General features: G+C 60.8%; 13 protein-coding genes and 1 pseudogene. 8 read left to right on the top strand and 6 right to left on the bottom strand.

All coding sequences use genetic code 11. The annotated features are described in order from the left end of the window. Nucleotides 1–300: 300 nt before the first annotated feature. Complete coding sequence (gene tilS, locus BEN47_RS16075) at nucleotides 301–1632, top strand: tRNA lysidine(34) synthetase TilS (RefSeq protein WP_070729671.1); 1332 nt, start codon at nucleotides 301–303, stop codon at nucleotides 1630–1632. Nucleotides 1633–1726: 94 nt separating this feature from the next. Further along, nucleotides 1727–2665 carry a malate dehydrogenase gene (mdh, locus tag BEN47_RS16080; RefSeq protein ID WP_070729673.1) on the top strand — a complete coding sequence of 313 codons (939 nt, stop codon included), beginning with the start codon at nucleotides 1727–1729 and terminating at the stop codon, nucleotides 2663–2665. 140 nt (nucleotides 2666–2805) lie between these two features. On the opposite strand, the gene BEN47_RS16085 is transcribed toward mdh, so the two are convergent. The 4 genes and pseudogenes from BEN47_RS16085 to mutL all read right to left on the bottom strand — a co-directional run. Next, complete coding sequence (locus BEN47_RS16085; protein WP_070729674.1) at nucleotides 2806–3711, bottom strand: rhomboid family intramembrane serine protease; 906 nt, start codon at nucleotides 3709–3711, stop codon at nucleotides 2806–2808. A gap of 62 nt (nucleotides 3712–3773) precedes the next feature. Beyond that, on the bottom strand, nucleotides 3774–4565 hold the full coding sequence (locus tag BEN47_RS16090; RefSeq protein ID WP_070729691.1) for a rhomboid family intramembrane serine protease: 792 nt from the start codon (nucleotides 4563–4565) through the stop codon (nucleotides 3774–3776). 112 nt (nucleotides 4566–4677) lie between these two features. Beyond that, complete coding sequence (locus tag BEN47_RS22300) at nucleotides 4678–5550, bottom strand: DNA mismatch repair MutL family protein (protein WP_125921724.1); 873 nt, start codon at nucleotides 5548–5550, stop codon at nucleotides 4678–4680. Nucleotides 5551–5723: 173 nt separating this feature from the next. Then, a pseudogene (mutL, locus tag BEN47_RS16100) lies at nucleotides 5724–6749 on the bottom strand (DNA mismatch repair endonuclease MutL); the annotation flags it as partial. Between the two features lie 291 nt (nucleotides 6750–7040). Here mutL and BEN47_RS16105 point away from each other — a divergent pair. From BEN47_RS16105 to bshA, 3 genes are all read left to right on the top strand, one after another. After that, complete coding sequence (locus BEN47_RS16105; protein WP_239691641.1) at nucleotides 7041–10040, top strand: serine hydrolase domain-containing protein; 3000 nt, start codon at nucleotides 7041–7043, stop codon at nucleotides 10038–10040. A gap of 66 nt (nucleotides 10041–10106) precedes the next feature. Then, nucleotides 10107–10829, top strand: a complete 723-nt coding sequence (locus BEN47_RS20445) for an outer membrane beta-barrel protein (RefSeq protein ID WP_239691642.1) — start codon at nucleotides 10107–10109, stop codon at nucleotides 10827–10829. 99 nt (nucleotides 10830–10928) lie between these two features. After that, nucleotides 10929–12065, top strand: coding sequence for an N-acetyl-alpha-D-glucosaminyl L-malate synthase BshA (gene bshA / locus BEN47_RS16115; RefSeq protein WP_070729679.1), 1137 nt, complete (start codon nucleotides 10929–10931; stop codon nucleotides 12063–12065). A 183-nt stretch (nucleotides 12066–12248) separates the two neighbouring features. Here the strand turns inward: bshA and BEN47_RS16120 are convergent, their stop codons facing one another. Beyond that, a complete protein-coding gene (locus BEN47_RS16120; protein ID WP_070729681.1) occupies nucleotides 12249–12785 on the bottom strand; it encodes a DUF7935 family protein in 537 nt (178 codons plus the stop codon). Between the two features lie 197 nt (nucleotides 12786–12982). Here BEN47_RS16120 and BEN47_RS16125 point away from each other — a divergent pair, with 197 nt between their 5' ends. From BEN47_RS16125 to BEN47_RS16135, 3 genes are all read left to right on the top strand, one after another. Next, nucleotides 12983–13330 carry a HesB/IscA family protein gene (locus tag BEN47_RS16125; RefSeq protein ID WP_070729683.1) on the top strand — a complete coding sequence of 116 codons (348 nt, stop codon included), beginning with the start codon at nucleotides 12983–12985 and terminating at the stop codon, nucleotides 13328–13330. Between the two features lie 92 nt (nucleotides 13331–13422). Beyond that, entirely contained in the window at nucleotides 13423–15618 is a 2196-nt protein-coding gene (locus BEN47_RS16130) for a penicillin acylase family protein (RefSeq protein WP_070729684.1), read from the top strand. Nucleotides 15619–15672: 54 nt separating this feature from the next. Continuing rightward, the gene (locus BEN47_RS16135; RefSeq protein ID WP_070729686.1) at nucleotides 15673–15861 is read left to right on the top strand and encodes a hypothetical protein; all 189 of its coding nucleotides are present in this window, start codon (nucleotides 15673–15675) and stop codon (nucleotides 15859–15861) included. Nucleotides 15862–15956: 95 nt separating this feature from the next. Here the strand turns inward: BEN47_RS16135 and BEN47_RS16140 are convergent, their stop codons facing one another. After that, nucleotides 15957–16463, bottom strand: coding sequence for a cupin domain-containing protein (locus BEN47_RS16140; RefSeq protein ID WP_070729688.1), 507 nt, complete (start codon nucleotides 16461–16463; stop codon nucleotides 15957–15959). Between the last annotated feature and the right edge of the window lie 467 nt (nucleotides 16464–16930).

A 16930-nucleotide genomic window follows, 5' to 3' on the forward strand; every position in this document is an offset into this window, starting at 1 on the left:
CGGCGCGGGAGCGGCTGGGGCCGGGCCACCGGTGCCGCGGGCGTGCCACCCATGCTCGGGGGCAGGGCCTGGCGTTGTGCCTGCCCGCACAAGGGCAGCAGCAGAAAAAACAGGAAAAAAAAGCGGGTGAAGGACATTCGGAAGTCAAAGGTACGGACCGGGCCCGCGCTAACGGCCATCTTTGCGCTGTAGTACCCGCGGGGAACCTCCCGCAGGGAGCCCCACCCCCAGCCCCTTTCTTTTAGAGAGGAACTGGGGGTGGGGCTTCCCGCGAAGGCTTTGCCTAATACGTTGTTTACCATGCTCGATATCATTCGCCGCTTCATTGAGGAGCACGCCCTTTTTTCCATCGAAAATGATGCCGTTCTGGTCGCCGTGAGCGGCGGGCTCGATTCAGTGGTCTTGTTAGACATGCTACACCGCCTGGGGGTTCAGGTGGCGGTGGCGCACTGCCACTTTGGGCTGCGCGGCGAAGACGCGGACGCCGACGAGCAGTTTGTGCGCAAGCTGGCCAAGCAGTACGGCTTCCCCTACTTCGCCGAGTTTTTCCAGACCAAAGAGTTTGCCGGGCAGGAAGGGATTTCGACCCAAATGGCGGCCCGCTTCCTGCGCTACCGCTGGTTTGAGCAGGTGCGCCAGACGCAGGACCTGGCGTACGTCGCCACGGCCCACCACCAGCGCGACGAGGCCGAAACCATGCTGCTCAACCTCACCCACGGCACCGGCCTGGCCGGCCTGCACGGCATTCAGGTGAAAAACGGGCGCGTGGTGCGCCCGCTGCTGGGCGTGGGCCGCGACGACCTGCACGACTACCTGGTGGAGCGCGGCCTGCGCTGGCGCGAAGACGACAGCAACGACAGTCCCGTGTACCAGCGCAACCTGCTGCGCATTGAGGTGCTACCCGTGCTGCGCGAAATCAACCCCAATCTCGACCAGACCATGCACGGCACGGCCGAGCGCGTGGGCGGCGCCGAAGAAATTGTGCGCCGCTACGTGGCCGACACCACCGCCCAGGCCCGCCGCGACGACGCCGAGGTGACCTACCTCAACATTGCCACGCTGCAAAAAACTGCCGCCACCACGTTGGTGCTGCACGAGATGCTGCGGCCATTCGGCTTTTCCTGGCTCATGGTGAAGGACATCGTGGCGGCTTTCCCCGGCGAAAGCGGCCGGCGCTTCGACTCGCCCACGCACCGGCTGGTTAAAGACCGCGAAAACCTGGTCATCACCCCGCGGCGGCTCACGCAGTTCGGCACCTTCCAGCTCACGGCGGACCAAACCGACCTGCTGGCCGACGGCATGCGCCTGAAGGCCGAGCTGCACGAGGATGCGAAGCACTTCATCATCCCGCGCTCGAAAAGCACGGCGGCGTTCGATGCTGATAAAATCAAATTCCCCCTCACGCTGCGCAAGTGGCAGGATGGCGACTGGTTTATGCCGCTGGGCATGAAAGGCAAAAAGCTGCTCAGCGACTTCCTCATTGACCAGAAAGTGCCCCTCAACCTCAAAGACGACGTGCGCGTGCTGACTTCGGCCGACGGCAAAATCTGCTGGGTGGTGGGCTGGCGCGTGGATGACCGTTTTAAGGTGGAGGAGGCCACGGAGCAGGTGCTCACCGTGCAGCGGATGTAGCGCAGTAGCACGAGCCCGCACGACCACATCAGCGGTAGTTACGATGTGAGCGTTACTTTTGCCCCAGTAATTCCCAACCCCAACACCTTCTCCTATGAAAGTTACCGTAGTCGGAGCCGGCAACGTGGGCGCAACTTGCGCCGATGTGCTCGCCACCCGTGAAATTGCTAACGAAGTTGTGCTACTCGACATCAAAGAAGGCGTAGCCGAAGGCAAAGCCCTGGATATCTGGCAGAAAGCGCCGATTATCGGTTACGATACGCGCACGGTGGGCGTGACCAACGACTACGCCCGCACCGCCGATTCCGACGTGGTGGTTATCACCTCGGGCCTGCCCCGCAAGCCCGGCATGAGCCGCGACGACCTGATTTCGGTGAACTCCGGCATCGTGAAGTCGGTAACCGAGCAGGTGGTTAAATACTCGCCCAATGCCATCATCATCATCGTAAGCAACCCGCTCGACGTGATGACCTACCAGGCGCACCTCACCTCCAAGCTGCCCCGCGAAAAGGTATTCGGCATGGCCGGCATCCTCGACACGGCCCGCTACCGGGCCTTCCTGGCCGAGGCCCTGAACGTGAGCCCCAAGGACATTCAGGCGGTGCTAATGGGTGGCCACGGCGACACCATGGTGCCCCTGCCCCGCTACACCACCGTGGGCGGCATTCCCGTTACCGAGCTCATCGGCAAGGCTGAGCTTGATGCCATTGTGGACCGCACTAAAAACGGTGGCGGCGAGTTGGTGAAGCTCATGGGCACCTCGGCGTGGTATGCGCCCGGCGCGGCCGCGGCCCAAATGGTAGAAGCCATCGTGCGCGACCAGCGCCGCGTGTTCCCTGTGTGCCTGGAGCTGCAGGGCGAGTACGGCATCAACGGCGTGTACCTCGGTGCCCCGGTTATCCTTGGCAAAAACGGCGTGGAGCGCGTGATTGAATTGCAGCTCAACGACGAAGAGAAGGTCATGCTCGAAACCTCACGCGGCCACGTGAAGGAAGTAATGGACGCCCTGGACAAGATGGGCCAGCCCGCGTAACTGCCCTTTTTCAAGCAGTAGAAAGGCCCCGACGGTATTTCCGGCGGGGCCTTTTTTGTTGCTTTATCCAATACGGAATGGAGATGCACTGTTTCGCGTCTCGGCTCGTAACGGCGCGGACGCTGAAACGCACTGGGCCTTTACTGCTGGCTGGCCCGGAACAGCTTTTGCTTTTCGTCCTTGGAGAGGCTCTCGTAGCCGGAGCGGGAAATCTTGTCCAGAATCAAGTCGATTTCGTCCTGCAATGGCTGGTTGGCCACGGCGGCCTTCTTGCCGCCGCTGGCGGAAGAGGCCGTCACGGGTTCGGGGCGGCGGGTGCTGCTCACGCTCATAGTGGGCCGGCGGGCGAATATTCGGGCGAAAAAGTTGCCCACGGCCTGCACTGGCCGGCCCAAATCACGGCCGGCCTGCAGTTGCTTGATGAACAAAAAGCCCACCAGTGCGCCGCCCAGGTGGGTTATTTCCCCGCCCGCGTTGCCGCCGTTGATGCCCGCAATGGAAACCAATACCACTACGGCCGCAATCCATTTAATCTTAACCGGGCCGATAAGAATCAGCGTGAACGTGTAGTCGGGCAGCAGCGTGGCGGCGGCCACGATGATGGCCGTGACGGCGGCCGAAGCGCCCACCACGGACCCCAACTGGGTCCGGAAGCCGGGCAGCAGGTTGTAGCTCAGCAGGTAAATGGCGGCGCCGGCCAATGCACCCAGCACGTAGATGCTCACGAGGCGACGGTCGCCGAGGTATTCGCGCAGCAACTGGCCGAACCAATACATATTCAGCAGGTTGAACAGGATGTGAAAGAAGCCTTCGTGCGTGAAGGCGTAGGTGAGCAGCGTCCAGGGGTGGCGGAGCAGCACCGGCAGCTCCGACGACAGCGCAAACTGCAGCAGCACCGGCGGGTAGTAGGCACTGGCACCGCTCACGGTGAGGATGGCGCGCAGCACAATAAGGCCCGCAAACACCAGCACATTCAGCAAAATGAGCTGCATGAGGGCATTGTCGCGGCGGCTAAAAGCGGTGCGGATATCTTGAACGATGCTCATGTCTCTAAGTAAACCGATAGGGTGATTATCAAAAAATAGCAGCTGGCCCGCACGCCGGGGTTCTAGTAGAACCGCTCGCGGCCGTTCTCCCAGAATTTGAGTACGACAAACCCGATGACCAGGCCGCCGAGGTGGGCGAAGTGGGCCACGTTGTCGCCGGGGGTACGGTGCACCCCGGCATACAGCTCGTAGGCCGCATACAGAAAGACGAAATACTTGGCTTTGATGGGAAACGGAAAAAACAGCAGCATCAGTTCGGTGTTGGGGAACAGGTACGCGAAGGCGAACAGCAGCCCAAACAGGGCTCCGGAAGCGCCCAACATGCCAGCAGCCCGGGAAGTCACGTACTGGTGCACCCTATCCACCTGCTCCACCATGGCCTGGCGCAGGGATTCGTCGTTGGGGCTGCGCTCCAGGGCGCTGGCCGCGGCCTCGTCGCTCGGCTGCTTCAGCCCGCTTTTTTCCATGAAAGTGTCGTAGTCGACGGCGTTCATGCTTTGGCGCACTTCCGTGTAGGCGGTTTCAAACTGGTTAATTTCGTAGGCCCGCACGCCTTCGTAGAGCACGCCCGCCCCTACCCCGCACACGAGCCAGAACGTGAGGAAGCGCGAGGCGCCCCAGCGCTGCTCCAGCAATGGCCCAAACGATATCAGGCCGAACATGTTGGCCAGCAAGTGGCCCCAGCCGGCGTGCAAAAACATGTAGGTGAAGAACTGCCAGGGGTAGAAGTAGGGCGAGCCGATGGGGTACAGGCTGCCCACCTGAGTCAGTAAAGGCAGAAAATTCTGTTGCGCCAGAAAAAACAAAACGTTCGCAATAAGCAGGTTGCGAACCGTGGGGGTCAGGTTGAACATGAAGCGGTGGGTGGCTCCACCCAACAGGGCGGAGAGTCGATGAGCGGAAGTAGTGCGGGCAAAGCTAGCGGCGAGCGCGGGGCTTTGGTAAAGCGGCGAAGGAATGGAAAGGTTACTTACGGAAAAAATCGGCCAGCTGCTGCCCGTCCAGCAGCACCAGCGTTTTGCGGCCGTCGGGGGTGTAGCCGGGCGTTTGGCAGGCAAACAGGCGGTCGGCCAGGGCGCTCAGCTCGGTTTCGGGCAGGCGGGTGGCTGCGGTGCCGGCCGCCACGCGGCGGGCCAGCGCCCGGGCCAGGCTCTCGCTCTGGTCGAATTTGAGCGGCCCGGCCGTGTTCCGGAACTGCTCAATCAGGCTTTCCAGCAGGTCCTTCTCGTCCTGGGCGGGCATGCCCGCCGGAATGGCCTCCACGGCAATGGTATTGGGCCCGAACTCCACAAAGATGAAGCCCAGCGCGTGCAGCGGCTCGGTGAGCTCGCGCAGCATGGCAAAATCGGCGGGGCTGAACGTGACGGTGCGCGGGAACAGCAGCGTCTGGGACGTGCCCACGGCCCGGCTGAGCTCCTGGCGGTACTGCTCGTACAGAATCCGCTCGCGGGCCGCTTCCTGGTCGATGAGCAGCACGCCCGACTTCACCGGCACTAGCACGTAGCGCTGCTGCACCTGCACGGCCCGGCTGCCCGAGCCGCTGCCTTCCCGCTCGCGGCCCGCCACGGGCCGGACCGGGGAACCCTCCGGCATGGCCAGCCCCAGCGACAAATCGGCCGCGGGTCCGGCCGCTGGGTTGCTGATAGCGGGCGTTTCGAAGCTGCGCATGGTGGCGCTGTCCAGCGTGGGCTGGTCCTTCACGGGCTGGCCCAGCTCGCGGTAGAAAGCTTCCAGCTCCCGGCGGGCCTGCTCGGTAGGACGCGGCGGCAGCTGGCGCTCGTAGCCGTCGCGGCGGGTATCGGAATTAAAGCTGGAGAAGCCCGATGGCCCTGCTGGCACGCGGGACGCGGCCGCCGCGGCGCCGCGGCGGCCGATGCCGCCAGGGCATCAGGGCGGTAGCCGTCGCTGCTGGCGGCGCGGTCGGCGGCGGTAGCGGCGGGCAGGTGGTCGTCGGCCTCGGTGGGCACCAGGCCCGTGCCCTTGCCCGTCCGCAACGGCCGGATGGGCGCAAAGTTCACGTCGCCGTCGAAGTCCAGCGAGGGCGCGATGTTGTGCAGGCCCAGGCTCTGCTTCACGGCCGCGCGCACCACGGCGTACACCGTTTTCTCGTCCTCAAATTTAATTTCCGTCTTGGTCGGGTGCACGTTGATGTCGATGGCCTTGGGGTCCAGCTCCAGAAACAGCACGTAGAACGGGTGCGTGTCGCGGGCCAGCAGGCCCTCGTAAGCGGCCAGCACGGCGTGGTTGAGATAGGCCGAGCGAATGAAGCGGTTGTTAACGAAGAAGAACTGGTCGCCCCGGCTTTTCTTGCTCGATTCGGGCTTGCCCACAAATCCCTTCACGGCAATGGAGTGCGTTACTTCCTCGCAGGCCGCGAGCTGCTCCTTGTAGCCGTTGCCCAGCAGCGCCACAATGCGCTGGCTCAGCTTGCCGGCGGGCAGGCCAAACACTTCCAGCTCGTTCTGGTAGAGCGAGAAGGCCACCTGCGGGTTGGCCAGGGCCACGTGCTGAAACTCGTCGAGAATGTGCCGCATTTCCACGGCGTTGCTCTTGAGGAAGTTGCGCCGGGCCGGCACGTTGAAAAACAGGTTTTTGACCGCGATGCTGGTGCCGTCGGGGCAGGCGGTGGGCTGCTGGCTGGTCACCTGCGAGCCTTCCACGAGCAGCAGCGTGCCGGTGTCGTACTCACGCTGCTTGGTGCGGATTTCAACCTGGGCCACCGCCGCAATGCTCGCCAGGGCCTCGCCCCGGAAGCCCAGAGTGCGGATGCGGAACAGGTCCTCGGTCGAGCGGATTTTGCTGGTGGCGTGGCGCTCCAGGCTCATGCGGGCATCGGTGGGACTCATGCCGGCGCCGTTGTCCACCACCTGCACGAGCTGCTTACCGGCCTCTTTCACAATGAGCTGCACCTGGGTGGCGCCGGCATCCACGGCGTTTTCCAGCAACTCCTTCACCACGGAGGCGGGGCGCTGCACCACCTCGCCGGCCGCAATCTGGTTGGCGAGGTACTCGGGCAGCAGGTGGATAATATCAGGCATGGGACGAGAGCGCACGCTTCAGCTTGCGCAGGAGGAAACAAAAAATACTTAACCAGCACGCGAACAAGCCGAAACGTGCCCGTCGATAACTGAAAATCAGCCGAGTTTCAAACCCCACACGAGGTTTTCTGCGTACCTTCGCGGCTAAATAGCGCCACTTTGGTATGAAATTTTGCGGCAGTGCCGTCGTCATTTCGCATCGAAGTCCGCTACGTTTGGAACCTCCAAACCCACGCGGCAAGTTCCGCTGTTAACCACGACAAAAGTACGCCCTTCGCGGCCCGTTTGCCCTTGAACTTACCCACCAACCCCACGGGGCTGATGCGCATCCCTCTCCAGCTCGGCTTATTTGCTTTGCTGCTGGCCACGGGCCTGCTGCTGTCGTTTTCCGAAAATCCCAAGCTGCCCGCCGACCCGCTGCCCGCCTCGCCAGCCGAAGCCGCGTGGGTGGACAGCGTGTTCAACTCACTCACGCCAGAGCAGCGCCTGGGCCAGTTGTTTATGGTGGCCGCGTATTCCAACAAGGAGCGCAGCCACGCCGACCGCATCGAGCGCCTGATACGCAGCCAGGCCATTGGTGGGGTGATGTTTCTGCAGGGCGGGCCCAAGCGTCAGGCTCTGCTCACCAACCGATTTCAGGCCGCGGCCCGGGTGCCGCTGCTCATTGCCATGGACGCCGAATGGGGCCTCGACATGCGCCTCGATTCCTCGGCCCACTACGCCAAGCAGATGACGCTGGGCGCCATGGACGACCCCAAATACGTGTATCAGATGGGCCGCGACATTGCCCGCAAAATGCGAGCCCTGGGCGTGCACATCAGCTTCGCGCCGGTGCTCGACGTGAACTCCAACCCCGGCAACCCCGTCATTGGCAACCGCTCGTTTGGCGAAGACCAGGAGCGGGTGTCCAAGCTGGGCGTGCAGTATATCAAGGGGTTGCAGGAACACAGTGTGATGGCCGTGGCCAAGCACTTCCCCGGCCACGGTGATACCGACACCGACTCCCACGTGGCCCTGCCGGTCATCAACACCGACCTGGCCCGCCTGACCAAAGTGGACCTGGTGCCGTTTCAGCAGTCCTTCGAGGCCGGCGTGATGGGCGTGATGGTGGCTCACCTCTACATGCCGCTCTTCGACACGACCAACGCCAAAACCACGACCCTCTCGAAAGCCCTGGTAACGGACCTGCTGAAGACCAAGATGGGCTTTAAAGGCCTGACCTTCACGGATGCGCTTAATATGAAGAGCGTGAGCAAGCTCTACAAAGACGGCGAGCTTGACGCCATGGCCCTGGCCGCCGGCAACGACGTGCTGCTGTTTTCGGAAGACGTGCCGGCGGCGCTGCTCCGCATTCAGGAGGCGGTGGCCGCCGGCAAGCTGAACCAGGCGGACCTGGACTTCCGCATCAAGAAAATATTGCGGGTGAAGCACTGGGCCGGGTTGTCGAAGTACCAGCCAGCGCGGCTGGCCACGCTGCGCGATAGCCTCAACCAGCCCAATACCAAAGCACTGGCCCAGAGCATTTTTGAGCACGCCGTAACGGTGGTGAAGAACGACGACAAGCTCCTGCCCTTTCAGCGGCTGGATACCCTGCGCATTGCGGCCATCACCATTGGCACCCAGGCGGAGGGGCCGTACGCCACTATTTTCAACAAGTACCAGCCCGGCGCGGTGTACGCCGTACCCAACCGCTACGCCGACGACTCCACCTTTACCCGCATTGCCTCCCGGCTGGCGGGCTACAACGTGGTGGTGGTGAGCCTGCACAGCATGAACAACACGCCCAGTCACAGCTACGGTATGGGCGACGGGGCCTTGCGGTTCATCAAGCAACTGCAGGCCAATCCCAAATTGAAGACGGTGGTGGTGGCCATGGGCAACGCCTACGGCCTGAAATACCTGGAGAATGCCCGCACCCTGGTCTGCGGCTACGAGGACCACTACGCGGCGCAGCTGGTGGTGCCGCAAATCCTGTTCGGGGCCCTGCCCGCCCGGGGCAAGCTGCCGGTCACGGTGTCGCCCACCCTCAAAGTAGCCACTGGCATTGCTACGCCCGACCTGAAGCGCCTGCGCTACGGCACTCCCGAGAGCCAGGGCTTGAGCTCGCGCGTAATGGCCCAAATTGATAACATTGCCCTGGAAAGCCAGACCTACGCCGCCGCCCCCGGCTGCCAGGTGCTGGTGGCCCGCAACGGCACCGTGGTATTCGACCAGAGCTACGGCTACTGCACCTACGACCAGTCGCAGCCCGTGACCAGCAGCACCTTGTACGACCTGGCCTCGGTGACCAAAGTAGCCGGCACACTGCAGGCGGTGATGTACCTCCGGGACCAGGGCAGGCTGGATTTGGACGCCAAAGTGGCTGCCTATTTGCCCGAGCTCACGCGCACCAACAAGCGCGAGATGACCATCCGCGACGTGCTCATGCACCAGGCGGGGCTCAAGCCGGGCATTCCAACCTGGGAACGCACCATCACCAGCCGCGGGCTGAAGCCTACTTTCTACGCCAGCACGCGCTCCGAGGACTTTCCCAACGAAGTAATACCCGGCGAGTACAGCACCAAAGCGGCCGACGACTCGGTGTGGGCCTGGACCATGCGCTCGAGCCTGATGCCCAAAATCAAGGGCAAATACCCCATTGAGTACTCCGACCTGAGCTTTATTGTGATGAAGCGGGTGTGCGAAAAGCTCCTGAAGCAGCCGCTGGAAAACTTTCTGCAGGCCAACTTTTACCGGCCCCTGGGCCTGGGGAGTATGACCTACAACCCGCTGCAGCGCTTTCCCAAAAGCTGTATTGCCCCCACTGAGAACGACACGTACTACCGGCGCGAGCAGCTGCAAGGCACCGTGCACGACCAGACGGCGGCCCTGGTGGGCGGGGTAGGCGGCCACGCCGGCCTGTTCGCCACCGCCAACGACCTAGCGGTGCTCATGCAGATGAATCTGCAAAACGGTCGCTACGGCGGCGCCCAGTATTTCCAGAGTCCGGTGGTGACAGAATTTGCCCGAAGCCGCGTGGCCGGCAACCGCCACAGCCTGGGCTGGGACCACGGCGACCCCAGCAAGCCCTCCGGCCCCACCAGCAACCTGTCGCCGGCCAGCACCTTCGGCCACACCGGCTTCACCGGTACCTGCGTATGGATGGACCCCGAAAACAATATTCTCTACATCTTCCTATCGAACCGCGTGTACCCGGACGCGGGCAACAACAAGCTGCGGCAGTACAACATCCGCACCCGCATTCACGACGTGATTTATAAGTCGATGGCGGCGGGCAGCGCGAAAAACTAAGCCCCGCGCAACCGTGGGGCGGGGCTGGTGGTCAGGGTGATGTTGTTCACTTATTCGTGCCTTCCGATGCTGCGCTTTACTCTATTATTCCTAGCTACGCTGCTGAGTGCGGCCACGGTCGCGGCCCAACCCACTTACAAACTGGGCATACGTGGCGGACTGAACCGGGCCACGACCACGCTAGATGCCGCTAGCACGAGCACTAGCTTGCTAGGTTTTAGTTATTCGGTTGATAATTCCGCCATTTATTCTTGGCAGACGGGGGCCGTGCTGGAAATAGGATTTGGCAGGTTTGCCCTGCAGCCAGCTCTGTTATTCTCGCAAAAAGGCGAGTATCTCAATACAACTTCTTCTTTTAGTCAATCCGGTACCTCTACCTATAGTACCAACCGTTACAACTGGCTTGAGCTTCCGGTGAACTTCGTATATACGGTGCGCGGCGTCCAGCTTTTTGCCGGGCCATATGCGGCACTGGGCCTGGGTGGCCGGCAGCGGGGCACCAGCTACTCTGCTTCTCCATCTGCCAAGTTTGCTCCTTTTCATTTCAACGAGAAAATCCGCTACGATTCCGACGTTCACAATCCCCGCCTGGATGCGGGCGTTAATTTCGGCATTGGCTACCGGCGGGGGCCCGTTCAGGTGCAGTTCGGCTACCAAATAGGGTTGGTCACGTTGCAGCGGGCGCACATTGAGGGCGTCGTTGCTGATTTTCCTTACCACGATTTCAACGCCGACGCGGCTTATAACCGCGTGGTACAGCTTACGGGCACTTATTTCTTGAAGCTGTAGCCCCGAACCGCAACCGATATACTGCAGGCCGAATGTTCAACAATTCGGAACAATGCTGGTTAGGCAGAACGCGACGCCCATTTTCGCGTTAGCTCCCTTATGAACATCGGCATCGTCTGTTATCCCACGTTTGGCGGCTCCGGCGTGGTGGCCACGGAATTGGGCAAAGCCCTGGCCCAGCGCGGCCACCGCGTGCACTTTATCACCTATAGCCAACCGGTGCGGCTCGACTTCTTCAACGAAAACCTCTTTTATCACGAGGTGTACGTGCCGGCCTATCCGCTCTTCCAGTTTCCGCCCTACGAGCTGGCCCTGACCAGCAAGATGGTGGACATTGTGCAGAACGAGAAGCTCGACGTGCTGCACGTGCATTATGCCATTCCACACGCCTCGGCGGCGTTTATGGCCAAGCAGATTCTGCGGGCCCGCGGCATTCAGATTCCGGTGGTGACCACGCTGCACGGCACCGACATCACGCTGGTGGGCAAAGACGCCAGCTTCGAGCCAGTGGTCACGTTCAGCATTAACCAGAGCGACGGCGTGACGTCCGTTTCGGCCGATTTGCGGCGCGAAACCTACGAGTATTTCGCGGTGGAGAAGGACATCACCGTCATTCCCAACTTCATCGACTTGCACCGCTTTAAAAAGCACGAGAAATCCCATTTCCGGGCCGCCATTGCGCCCGAAGGCGAGAAGCTGCTGGTGCACACCAGCAACTTCCGCACCGTGAAACGGGTGGAAGACGTGCTCCGGATTTTTGTGGGCGTGCGCGAGCAGATTCCGGCCAAGCTTCTACTCGTGGGCGACGGCCCCGACCGCAACCGCATGGAAAAAATGGCCCGCGACCTCGACGTGCACCGCGACCTGCGCTTCCTGGGCAAGCTCGAAGCCGTGGAAGAAGTGCTGAGCGTGGGCGACCTATTCCTGATGCCCTCCGAAAACGAGAGTTTCGGCCTCGCCGCCCTCGAAGCCATGGCCTGCGAAGTACCCGTGGTGAGCACCAACGCCGGCGGCATCCCCGAACTGAACGTGCACGGCGTAACCGGCATGATTAGCGAAATCGGCGACGTGGCGGACATGGTTAAAAATGCCCTTTTCGTGCTCGACGACGAAAACCTGCCCCGCTTCAAAGCCGCCGCCCGCGCCCGCGCCGAGGAGTTTGCGGTGGAGAAAATTGTGCCGCTGTACGAAGAGTGCTACCAGCGGGCTATTGAGGCCGTGGGCGTGGCGGTGTAGAACAACAACTCCCCTCCTCAGTTGAGGAAGGGATGCTGGCGCGCAGCGCGGCTGGGGTGGTTGCGGTCGTTGAACGACTGGCGCATGCGTCGTTCGGGTATTGTCCAACGCTTCAACCACCCCAGTTGAGCCTGCAGGCTCAACGTCCCCTCCTTGGTAAGGAGGGGATTTTTTTCGTTCGTACTAAAACAGCCCGGCGGCTTCGTTCTTCACCACGGCCAATGCCTGGGCGGTGGGCTCGGCGCCGTCCATCATCAAGCCCTCCAGAATGCGCTTGGCTAGCTCGGTGCCGCGGGCCTGGGCCGGGTTTTGGATGCCGTGGAAGGCGCGGTTCACCATGGTCAGCACGTTTTCTTTGGCTTCTTTGACCAGGGTCCAGGCATCGCCGGAAATGTAAAGCTGCTGGGAGAGGTTGTGCTCATACTCGGCGCGGATTTCCTGCTGGAGCAGGCGGTGGAAGTCAGGGGCCGACTGGCCGGCGCTGCTCAGGCGCACGAGAATGTTGTTGGGCGAAATGCGCTCCAGCAGCATCACTATCCGCTCGTAAGCCTGCAGGCGGAGTGGCAGGGTGGTTTTGTTGCTTTCCAACCGCAGCTCAATCAGCCGGCGCTGCTGCTCTTTTTCCAGAAACTGTTTGAACAGCAAATAAATAGCGCCGGCCACGATGAGGGCGGGCAGGATGATTTTCAGAAGGTCGAATAAATAGGTAGTAGAATCCATAAGCAGGGAAGCGTTGGCTTGCTGTAATGATAATAATCTGACGGAATGCGGCAAGCCAACGCTCACCGCGCAAGCTGCAAACTTACGCCGTGAACCACCGCCCCCCAACTGCTGTTTCTCCCCTGATATTGCATGGCGGGCTACTCCGGCGCCCGCCGTATCTTTGTCCTCCACCTCGTTTTAAATCGTCTTTCATTATGGCTTCCGTTGCCACCCTCGCCCCCATCACCCTCACCGACCGTGCCGTGGTCGAGGTGAAGAATATCATCCAGGAAAAGAATGTGCCCGCCGACTACGGCCTGCGCATCGGCGTGCAGGGCGGCGGCTGCTCGGGCATGAGCTACCTGCTCGGCTTCGACAAAGCCAAGGACGCCGACGAAACCTACGACCTCGACGGCCTGAAGCTCATCATGGATAAAAAGCACGCCATGTACGTGCTGGGCATGGAAGTTGACTTTCAGGACGGCCTCAACGCCCGTGGCTTCGTGTTCAACAACCCCCAGGCCAAAAGCACCTGCGGCTGCGGCTCGTCGTTCTCGTCGTAAGCGAATAACGCACAACGTTCTAAAGCCTCGGCCATCTGGCCGGGGCTTTTTCGTTTACTTTCGCAACGTCTATCACCCCAATTCCAGACTTTATGCGTCCATTGTTTCTGCCGCTTGCCTTGGTTACAGCGTTCACGGCCCACGCGCAAAAATTCAGTGCGTCGGAGCTAGCCAGCTGGAAGCAGCAGGCCCAGCAGGTATCCATTACCCGCGATACGTATGGTGTGCCGCACATTTATGGCAAGACCGACGCTGACGCAGTGTTTGGGCTGCTGTACACGCAGTGCGAGGACGATTTCGACCGCGTGGAGATGAACTACCTCGACGCCATTGGCCGCCTGGCGGAGGTGGAGGGCGAAGCGGCGCTGGCCCACGACCTGCGCGCCCGGCTGTTTATGGACAGCACCCAGGCCATTGCCATCTACAAGAAAACGCCAGTGGAGATGAAGAAGCTGCTCGACGCCTTTGCGGCCGGCACCAACTATTACCTCGCCACCCACCCCACCGTGAAGCCCAAGCTGCTGCGTCGCTTCCAGCCCTGGATGCCGCTACTATTCAGCGAGGGCAGCATCGGCGGCAACATCAGCGTGGTGAGCATTGAGCGGCTGAAGGCCTTTTACAGCCAGAAGAAGTCCAGCTCGTGGATAAATACCGACTTTGAGAAGAAGGAACGGGAGCCGGTGGGCTCCAACGGCTTTGCCATTGCGCCCGGCAAAAGCGCCAGCGGCAACGCTTTGCTGCTCATCAACCCGCACACGTCGTTCTACTTCCGCTCCGAAGTGCAGATGGTGAGCCAGCAGGGCCTGAACGCCTACGGCGCCGTGACCTGGGGCCAGTTTTTCGTGTACCAGGGCTTCAACCAGAATTGCGGCTGGATGCACACCTCCAGCCAGGCCGACTCGATGGACGAGTACCTCGAAACCATTGAGAAAAAGAACGGCGCGTTCTTCTATAAATATGGCGGCAAGCTGCGGCCGGTGAAGGCGGAAAAAGTGTCGCTACCCTACCGCGACGGCACCAAAATTCTGCGTCGCGAGTACACCATGTACCGCACCCACCACGGCCCCATTGTGGGCCAGAAGTCTGATGCCCAATGGGTGGCTGTGCGCATGATGAACGAGCCGCTGGCCGCCCTGCAGCAGTCGTACCTGCGCACCAAGGCCACCGGCTACGCCAGCTTTCAGGAAGTGATGAAGCTGAACGGCAACGCTTCCAACAACACGGTATTTGCCGACAGCAAGGGCAGCATCGCCTACTGGCACGGCAATTTTATGCCGAAGCGCGACGCCAAATTCGACTGGAGCCAGCCGGTAGACGGCAGCAACCCGGCTACCGAGTGGAAAGGCTTCCACGGCGTGAACGAGCTGGTGCAGGTGCACAACCCGGCCAGCAGCTTCATTCAGAACTGCAATTCGACGCCGTTCACCGTATCGGGCGCCAGCAGCCCAGCAGCCGCCAAATTCCCCGAATACATGGCACCGGACGCCGAAAACTACCGCGGCCTCAACGCCGTGCGCGTGCTCAGCCGCAAGTCCAGCTTCACGCTCGACACGCTGATTGCCGCCGCCAACGACCCGCACCTCACGGCTTTCGATGACATGCTGCCGCCGCTGCTCACGGCCTACCAGCCCACCTCGGCTGAAAAAGCCGCCGCGCCGGCCGTAGCCGAAGCCATTGAAGTGCTCCGCGCCTGGAACCACAACTACAGCAAAACCTCCGTGGCCCAGACGGTGGCCATCTATTGGGCCGAGCGGCTCCTGGCCAAGGCCCGGGCCCGCGTGCCCTCCGCCCAGCCGCAGCAGGACTACATCAGCTTCACCAAATTTGCCCTGGCCAACACCAGCCCGCAGGAAAAAGTAGCCGCGCTAACCGAAGCGCTGGACGACCTCACGCGCAGCTTTGGCACCTGGAAAACCGCCTGGGGCGACATCAACCGCTTCCAGCGCCTAACCGGCAACATCCAGGAAACCTACGACGACCAAAAGCCCAGCCTGCCGGTGGCTTTCACGTCCTCGTCCTGGGGCTCGTTGGCGGCCTTTGGGGCACGCGCCTACCCTGGCACCAAGAAACGCTACGGCGCCGTGGGCAACAGCTTCGTGGCCGTGGTCGAGTTCGGGCCGCGCATCAAGGCCCGGTCCGTGGTCACGGGCGGCCAGAGCAGCCGCCCCGGCACGCCGCACTTCACCGACCAGGCCGAACTGTTCACGAATGGCGGTTTTAAAGAAGTGCGATTCTACCCCGAGGATGTGAAGGCTAACGCCGAAAAAACGTATCACCCCGGCGAGTGAGTCAGCATCGCATCATGCGGCGCCCATTGTTCCCTCACCCCACCATCCCCAGCCATGGACATCAAATATCTGTCAGACGAGAAGGGCAAAATCACCGGCATATTCATTCCCATTGAAGAATGGGAAAGGCTACAGAAGGAGTATAAAATAGCCGAAACCGCCCCGGCCGACTCCGGCGCCAAGCTGCAGCAGACGCTGGCCGATGCCCTGAAGAAGGCAAAGCCTGACGCAACGGGCAGCTAAGCCATTCGTTGCTAACCAAAAAGGCTACCCCCCAACGCCTGGCAATGCCAGGCGTTGGGGGGGTAGCCTTTTTTGGTTTTTAGCACTTGTAGTGTCTAGCGCCCGAAATCGTCCTGCACGCGCACGATGTCGTCCTCATCGGAGGGATGGAGGGCGTCGGTGTGCTGCCAGATTTCTGCCAGCACGCCCCATTCATTGAGACCAATCAACCGATGCCGCTCGCCTTGCTGCAGGACGATGCGCTCCCCTAACTGGAAGGTTTTCACCTCTCCCTGCTCGTCGTTAGGGCTGGTAGCCACGCCCACCGGCCCCTGCACAACTTGCCAGATTTCGGCCCGGCGGTGGTGATACTGCCACGAGAGGCGCTGATGCGGTGCCACCAGCAGCACCTTGGGGCTCAGCTTCCCCGATTTGCGGAGCTTTTCAATTGAAAGGCCACTGAAAAAAATATCAGCAAATTGCTGGGCCTGGCCTTCGTCAATGACAAAAAAACCACCCCACGGGCGCGAAGCGTCTTCGTTGAAAACGGTAAGCCCATGCTGTTCCAGTTGAGTTGCTATTTGAAGGAAAAGCGCTTGCTTCTCGGTGAGGGTATCTTTCATAACCTTTAAACAGTTGTATTAGAGCTAATTAAATTTGAATCAGAATAAAGAAGTACGTACAACATATAATAATTAATTTATTTTATGTTGCATAAATTGACTCAAATTAACTTACTATTTCAAGAACTCCAGCAATCGACCTATTTTGGCAACAGCCATTTGTAGCCTAAAGGCTCACGCTAAGGAAAAACAACAAGAAAGTAATTCCTGCCAGCAATTATACGCCGATTTTCATGCCAGCCAGCTGCAACTTGTGCGTTGGCTGGAGCTGAGGCGTTTTTCGAGTTAGTGTAAGGAAACGCAGCAGTTAGCGTTTCTCCCTTGAAATGCAGCAGCGCCGTCCGGCAATTTTGTTCATCGAGGAGACGTAATTAACCCAAGTTGCGGATTACAATAGGCATAAAAAAAGTCTGCTCGGCAGAGCAGCAGTAGGTTTAAGGTCTTTGACCTCCTCATTCCTGCTGAAA

Origin of the sequence: Hymenobacter lapidarius (assembly GCF_001816145.1) — a bacterium.
Taxonomy (GTDB): domain Bacteria; phylum Bacteroidota; class Bacteroidia; order Cytophagales; family Hymenobacteraceae; genus Hymenobacter; species Hymenobacter lapidarius.

Bases quoted from the DNA above. Each gene is read 5' to 3' on its own strand.
- tilS (WP_070729671.1), top strand. From the start codon at position 301: ATGCTCGATATCATTCGCCGCTTCATTGAGGAGCACGCCCTTTTTTCC.
- mdh (WP_070729673.1), top strand. From the start codon at position 1,727: ATGAAAGTTACCGTAGTCGGAGCCGGCAACGTGGGCGCAACTTGCGCC.
- BEN47_RS16085 (WP_070729674.1), bottom strand. From the start codon at position 3,711: ATGAGCATCGTTCAAGATATCCGCACCGCTTTTAGCCGCCGCGACAAT.
- BEN47_RS16090 (WP_070729691.1), bottom strand. From the start codon at position 4,565: ATGTTCAACCTGACCCCCACGGTTCGCAACCTGCTTATTGCGAACGTT.
- BEN47_RS20445 (WP_239691642.1), top strand. From the start codon at position 10,107: ATGCTGCGCTTTACTCTATTATTCCTAGCTACGCTGCTGAGTGCGGCC.
- bshA (WP_070729679.1), top strand. From the start codon at position 10,929: ATGAACATCGGCATCGTCTGTTATCCCACGTTTGGCGGCTCCGGCGTG.
- BEN47_RS16120 (WP_070729681.1), bottom strand. From the start codon at position 12,785: ATGGATTCTACTACCTATTTATTCGACCTTCTGAAAATCATCCTGCCC.
- BEN47_RS16125 (WP_070729683.1), top strand. From the start codon at position 12,983: ATGGCTTCCGTTGCCACCCTCGCCCCCATCACCCTCACCGACCGTGCC.
- BEN47_RS16130 (WP_070729684.1), top strand. From the start codon at position 13,423: ATGCGTCCATTGTTTCTGCCGCTTGCCTTGGTTACAGCGTTCACGGCC.
- BEN47_RS16135 (WP_070729686.1), top strand. From the start codon at position 15,673: ATGGACATCAAATATCTGTCAGACGAGAAGGGCAAAATCACCGGCATA.
- BEN47_RS16140 (WP_070729688.1), bottom strand. From the start codon at position 16,463: ATGAAAGATACCCTCACCGAGAAGCAAGCGCTTTTCCTTCAAATAGCA.